The 5,765-nt window shown below is 60.7% G+C and carries 6 protein-coding genes; 5 read left to right on the top strand and 1 reads right to left on the bottom strand.

Annotated elements, in window-relative coordinates; translation table 11 throughout:
- The 5 genes from Q0S16_RS02770 to Q0S16_RS02790 all read left to right on the top strand — a co-directional run.
- A partial coding sequence (locus tag Q0S16_RS02770) for a CocE/NonD family hydrolase C-terminal non-catalytic domain-containing protein (RefSeq protein WP_295844782.1) occupies window positions 1–1,126 on the top strand: 1,126 nt, incomplete at its 5' end.
- A gap of 49 nt (window positions 1,127–1,175) precedes the next feature.
- Window positions 1,176–2,420 carry an ABC transporter substrate-binding protein gene (locus tag Q0S16_RS02775; protein WP_295844783.1) on the top strand — a complete coding sequence of 415 codons (1,245 nt, stop codon included), beginning with the start codon at window positions 1,176–1,178 and terminating at the stop codon, window positions 2,418–2,420.
- Window positions 2,421–2,524: 104 nt separating this feature from the next.
- Complete coding sequence (locus Q0S16_RS02780) at window positions 2,525–2,887, top strand: hypothetical protein (RefSeq protein WP_295844784.1); 363 nt, start codon at window positions 2,525–2,527, stop codon at window positions 2,885–2,887.
- An 88-nt stretch (window positions 2,888–2,975) separates the two neighbouring features.
- Window positions 2,976–3,932 carry a cyclase family protein gene (locus Q0S16_RS02785; protein WP_295844786.1) on the top strand — a complete coding sequence of 319 codons (957 nt, stop codon included), beginning with the start codon at window positions 2,976–2,978 and terminating at the stop codon, window positions 3,930–3,932.
- 320 nt (window positions 3,933–4,252) lie between these two features.
- Window positions 4,253–4,984, top strand: coding sequence for a TetR/AcrR family transcriptional regulator (locus Q0S16_RS02790; RefSeq protein ID WP_295844788.1), 732 nt, complete (start codon window positions 4,253–4,255; stop codon window positions 4,982–4,984).
- 36 nt (window positions 4,985–5,020) lie between these two features.
- Here the strand turns inward: Q0S16_RS02790 and Q0S16_RS02795 are convergent.
- Window positions 5,021–5,765, bottom strand: a 745-nt coding sequence (locus Q0S16_RS02795; protein WP_295844790.1) for an amidohydrolase family protein, incomplete at its 5' end; no start/stop codon positions are given.

Consider the following 5,765-nt stretch of genomic DNA (forward strand, 5'->3'; position numbering starts at 1 on the left):
CGGCCTCGGCGAACGTGGTCCACGCAGCAAGGTCACCGGCGAATTGGTTTGCGGTGACGAGACGATGTCCGATCTCGAACTGGCCGCCAACCGCTGCAGTTTCGGCGACGACATTCTCGCCCATCCGCTCGATGACGACTATCACAAGGCGCGCTCGCCGAACTGGGACAATGTCACCGTGCCGTTCCTCTCGGCGGCCAATTGGGGCGGGCAGGGCCTGCATCCCCGCGGCAATTTCGAGGGCTATGTGCGCGCGGCGTCGAAGGACAAGTGGCTGGAGTGTCACGGGCTGGAGCACTGGACCCATTTTTACACCGATTACGGCCGCGCGCTGCAGAAGCGGTTCTTTGACTTCTACCTGAAGGGTGAGGCCAACGGCTGGGACCAGCAGCCGAAAGTGCAGTTGCAGGTCCGTCATACCGACCGTTTTGTCGAACGTTGCGAGGCCGATTGGCCGCTGCCGACCACGGTGTGGACGAAGTTTTATCTGGATTCCGAACACCAGACGCTGTCGCTGCGGAAGCCGGTCAAACCGGCCCGCCTCGACTTTGACGCGCTGGGCGACGGCCTGACCTTCATGTCGCAGCCGATGACGGAGGATACCGAAATCACCGGCCCGCTCGCCGCGGGCTTGCGGATCTCGTCGAGCACGGAGGATGCCGACATCTTCCTGGTGTTCCGCGTGTTCAGCCCTGACCTGCGCGAGCAGACCTTTGTCGGGGCGATCGATCCGCACACGCCGGTGGCCCAGGGATGGCTGCGCGCGTCGCATCGCAAGCTCGACGACAAGATCTCGACGCCGTACCGCCCCTATCACAGCCACGACGAAGTGCAGCCGCTGCGACCGGGCGTTCCGGTCGATCTGGCGGTCGAGATCTGGCCGACCTCGATCGTCGTGCCGAAGGGCCACCGCATCGCCCTCAGCGTGCGCGGCAAGGATTATGTCTGGCAGGAGAAGACGGGTGCCAAACTGTCCAACTTCAAGAACGAACTGCTGGGCTGCGGGCCGTTCCTGCATAATGATCCGCGCGACAGGCCGGAAAAATTGTTCGGCGGAACGACGACGCTGCATATCGACAGTGACGGCGGCAGCCACGTGCTGGTGCCGATTGTGCCAACCAAATAAGCCGACGGCCCGAACGGCCGCTTGAAAACATTATCCAGGGAGAGAAACAATGGGAATTTCACGTCGCAATTTCGTGGCTGGCGCGGCTGGCCTTGGGCTCAGCACCGCGCTGGCGTCGCGTCCGGTACGCGCGGCCGACGAGCCGATTCGCATCGGCCTGCTGACCATCAAGACCGGGCCACTGGCCTCCGGCGGCATCGACATGGAGCGCGCCATGATCATGTATCTGAAGGAGCGCGACAACAAATTGTCCGGTCGCACCGTCGAACTGATCTCGGCTGACACCGCTGGCGTCCCCGCCACGGCGCGCACCAAGACCCAGGAGTTGGTCGAGAAGAACAAGGTGCACTGCCTGATCGGACCGCTGGCAGCGTTCGAAGCGCTGGCGATCGACGATTATATCCGCCAGGCGCAGATCCCGACGCTGTCGGTCGCCGCCGCGGAGGACATGACGCAGCGCAATGCGAATCCGTGGTTCGTCCGCGCCACCTCGACGTCCTCGCAATGCGCGCATCCGCTTGGCGAATATGCGGCCAAGGACCTGAAGTACAAGAAGATCATCACGATCGGCGATGACATCGCCTATGGCCATGAAATGTGCGCGGGCTTCCAGCGCGTGTTCGAGGATAATGGCGGCAAGGTCGTGCAGAAGCTGTTCTCGCCGCTCGCTGTCCCCGATTACGGCACCTATGTCGGCCAGTTGAAGGAGGCCGATGCCATCTTCCTCGGCTTCGCCGGATCGAACGGATTTCGCTTCCTGCGCCAGTTCGTGGATTACGGCATGAAGGACAAGATGGCCGTGATCGGCGGCATGACAGCGCTGGATGAGGCGGTGTTGCGCAACATGGGCGACGAGGCGCTTAACATTATTACTACTTGCTGGTATTCCGCCGAGCTCGACGCCAAGCCGAATCTGATCTTCGCGCCGGCCTTCCGCAAGGAGTTCAAGTACGATCCGGGCTTCTACGCCGCGGCCACCTATGTCAACGGCGCGGTGCTGGAAGCCGCTGTCAAGGCGGTCAACGGCAAGGTGGAGGACAAGAAGGCCTTCATGGCGGCGCTGCGGGCCGTCAATGTCGATACTGCCCGAGGACCGGTCAAGTTCGATGACCGGGGCAATGTGGTCGGCAATGTCTATCTTCGCAAGGTCACCCGCAAGGATGGCCGGCTGGTCAATTCGGTGTTCAAGACCTACCCGGATGTCAGCCAGTTCTGGACCTATGGCGAGCAGGCGTTCCTGGCCAACCCGGTCTATTCCCGCGATTATCCGCCGGCGAAAAATCTGGAGAAGTAATCGGCAAATTGACTCTGCGTGTCCGTCGACGCCGCGCCCGATTTCCAGGCGCGGCGTCGACGGACGCTCTATCGCGCGACAGGCCGGGTTTCGATAGGGCCTGAATGGTGCGGCGACCGTTCGGCCGTTGCCTTGCGCGGCGTAAACGCATCGTAATCCTCGGGCTCAATCACATAGATGCAGTGCGTCTGGCCGATCCGCATGATGCCATTCATCAGGCTGCCAAACATAACTTCCAATCGCCTGCGCATGTCCGTCCCTACATTTTGTCAGGAGCGATGAATGTCGATCCCGTGTTGCCGAACCAGCCAAGCGAATGGGCAGGAGTTCTTCGCCGGGATATTTCCCTTGTCGAAGCGGCATTCGCTAATTCTAGGCGCCTTGCAGCAGCGCGCAAGAAATATCCGGTGAATGAACCGGCGGCCTGTTGTGCGTCGCGGCGTAAAATGCCGCGCCGTCAACGTTGACAACTGAAAACGCTAATGATCAGTTGATTAATAACGGCAAGAAGCGCGGGCTCGCAATGACCAGTGCATGGCATAAGAGGAAAACAACATGGATATCAAAGTCAGCAAGGAAGCGATCGCCGAGGCCAGCAAGAAGTTGTCGAACTGGGGGCGCTGGGGCCAGGATGATCAGATTGGAACGCTCAATTACGTGACGCCCAGACACGTCACCGAGGCCGCCAAGCTGGTCAAGCAGGGCAAGGTGTTCGGAATGGGCATTCCGCTCAACCAGCAAGGCCCGCAAAGCGGTCTGTTCGGGGGGCGCTGGAATCCGATCCACACCATGCTCGCCACCGGAACCGACGCGGTCGCCGGACGTCAGGACGAGATCAACAAAATGCGCTATGCCGACGACGCCATCAACATGCCCGTGCAGTCCGCGACCCACTGGGATTCGCTGGGTCACGTCTTCTATCACGACAAGATGTATAATGGTCACGATGCCCGCAATGTCGACAGCCGTGGCGTCCACAAGCTCGGCATCGAGCATACCCGGGATCGTATGGTCGGCCGCGGCGTGCTGCTGGACGTCGCGCGCTACAAGGGCGTCGACTCGCTCGACGATGGCTATGCGATTTCAAATGACGAACTCGATGCGGTAGCGAAGAAGCAGGGCGTGACTATCCAGGAAGCCGACTTCGTCATCATCCGGACCGGTCACATGGAGCGCTGCATGAAGAACAATGCCTGGGGCGGCTACGCCGGTGGCGACGCGCCGGGTGTGAAGTTTGAAAACTGCTACTGGAGTTTCGAGAAGAAGATTGCCGCGATCTGCTCCGACACCTGGGGCGTCGAGGTTCGTCCCAACGAGACGCCGGAAGTGTCGCAGCCCTGGCATTGGGTCGTGATACCTTCGATGGGCCTGACGATGGGAGAAATTTTCCACCTCAAGGATCTCGCCGATGATTGCGCGGCTGACGGGGTTTACGAATTCATGTTTGCCGGGCCGCCGCTGGTGATCACCGGGGGCACCGGTTCACCGATCAACCCGCTGGCCATCAAGTAAGTCGAAGCCAGACCGCTACGCAACGTTTGGCTGCCCCCGTTGGAAGACGGGGGCGGTGGACGTTCGCAGCGGGCCCTTTTCGAATCGGGTGTGACGCTCAGGACGTGATCGTACCGGCAACACGGGCATGCAACGCGCTGCAGGCTGGCTGCTGAAAATGGGTGCTTGCCCGCGTGCCGATCGAATCGGTTGCATTTGCGGGACGGGTCGGGAATTCTGCGCGCGAGCCGCGGGATGCGCTCGCATCCCGATATCGATCCTGCCGAGATCCGATCACCGCTGCGACAGAGGATTGGCCTCTCGCCATTTAACGGACCATCATGAGCAAGAAAGCCCTGATCGCAAAAGCGGCGGCGGCGCCAAGGCGCCGGCGGCTTTCACCGGAGGACCGGCGCAGGGAAATCCTGCAGGCGGCAACCATCTTCTTTTCGGAAGAAGGGTTCAACGGCGGCACGCGTGAACTGGCGCAGAAGATCGGCGTGACGCAGCCGCTGCTGTATCGGTATTTTCCGAGCAAGGATCAGCTGATCAAGGAAGTGTACCGCACCGTCTATCTGGAGCGGTGGGACGCTGGATGGGACCGCCTGTTGACCGACCGGACGCAGCCGATCCGCCAGCGCTTTGAAGAATTCTACCGCGCCTATACCGACGTGATTTTCACCCGCGAATGGATGCGGATCTATCTGTTCTCGGGCCTGAAGGGTCTCGATATCAACCGCTGGTATCTCGACATCGTCCAAAAGAAAATTCTGGCGCGTATCATCCAGGAGTATCGCCACGAAGCCGGTCTGCCGCCACAGAAAAAGGCCTCCGCCGTCGAACTCGAACTGGCCTGGGCTTTTCACAGCGGCATTTTCTATTACGGGATGCGCAAGCTGATCTATGAGGCGCCGGTGCTGGAAGACAAGAACCAGGTGATTTCGGTGACGTTGAACGTGTTCCTGCTGGGGATCGGGCGATTGTTCGGCACCGACCCCGGCGGCGCGCGGTCTACCGAGCGGCCTTCGCTGGCCGCGCCACCGCCGGCACGCAAAAAACGAAGTCGGCCTTGACGACTTGGTCCGTCACGGCCGACCAGAACGACTGGCCTAGAGTCCGAGGATGCGCTTGGCATTGCCACCGGCGAGCTGGGCCAGCGTCGTTTCATCCATGCCGTTGACGCCGGCGATGTGGCCGATCGGATTATACTCGGCCATGTCGAACGGATAGTCGGTACCCATCACGATGCGGTCGGGGCCGAACAGGTCCAGCATGTAAGCGAGCTGGTGATAGCTGAACACGACGGTGTCGAGATAGACCTGTCGCAGATAGGTGGTCGGTGGCAGCGGCAGATTACCGTGCGAATCCTGTCGCGCTCCCCAGGCATGGTCGATGCGGCCGGAATAGCCGGGCAGATAGCCACCACCATGGACCGCCATCAGCTTTAGTTCGGGGAAACGTGCCAGCGTGCCTGAGAAAATCAGATTATGCAGCGCCAGCGTGGTTTCCAGTGGATTGCCGAGAACATTGTTGAAATAGAAATGCGTCAGACGGTCGCCATGCGTGAAGCCGTTGGGATGCATCATGATGAAGGCGCCGAGCTGCTCGGCGCGGGCAAAGAACGGACGGAATTTTGGATCGGACAATTCCTGGCCGTCGACATTGGTCAGGATTTCGACGCCCTTCAGCTTCAGGTCCTTCATGATGTAGTCAAGCTCGCGGACCGCGAGCTCCGGTTCCTGCAAGGTGACGACGCCGAGCCCGACGAAACGGTCGGGCTTGCGCGAGCAATATTCCACCACGCCGTCATTGGCGAGGCGATGGGCGGCTTCAGCGATTTTCGGATCGATCGAG

Source organism: Tardiphaga sp., assembly GCF_025356345.1.
Classification (GTDB): domain Bacteria; phylum Pseudomonadota; class Alphaproteobacteria; order Rhizobiales; family Xanthobacteraceae; genus Tardiphaga.

What these genes read in the sequence shown, in the direction of transcription:
- Q0S16_RS02775 (WP_295844783.1), top strand. Translation starts at nt 1,176, where the DNA reads ATGGGAATTTCACGTCGCAATTTCGTGGCTGGCGCGGCTGGCCTTGGG.
- Q0S16_RS02780 (WP_295844784.1), top strand. Translation starts at nt 2,525, where the DNA reads ATGGTGCGGCGACCGTTCGGCCGTTGCCTTGCGCGGCGTAAACGCATC.
- Q0S16_RS02785 (WP_295844786.1), top strand. Translation starts at nt 2,976, where the DNA reads ATGGATATCAAAGTCAGCAAGGAAGCGATCGCCGAGGCCAGCAAGAAG.
- Q0S16_RS02790 (WP_295844788.1), top strand. Translation starts at nt 4,253, where the DNA reads ATGAGCAAGAAAGCCCTGATCGCAAAAGCGGCGGCGGCGCCAAGGCGC.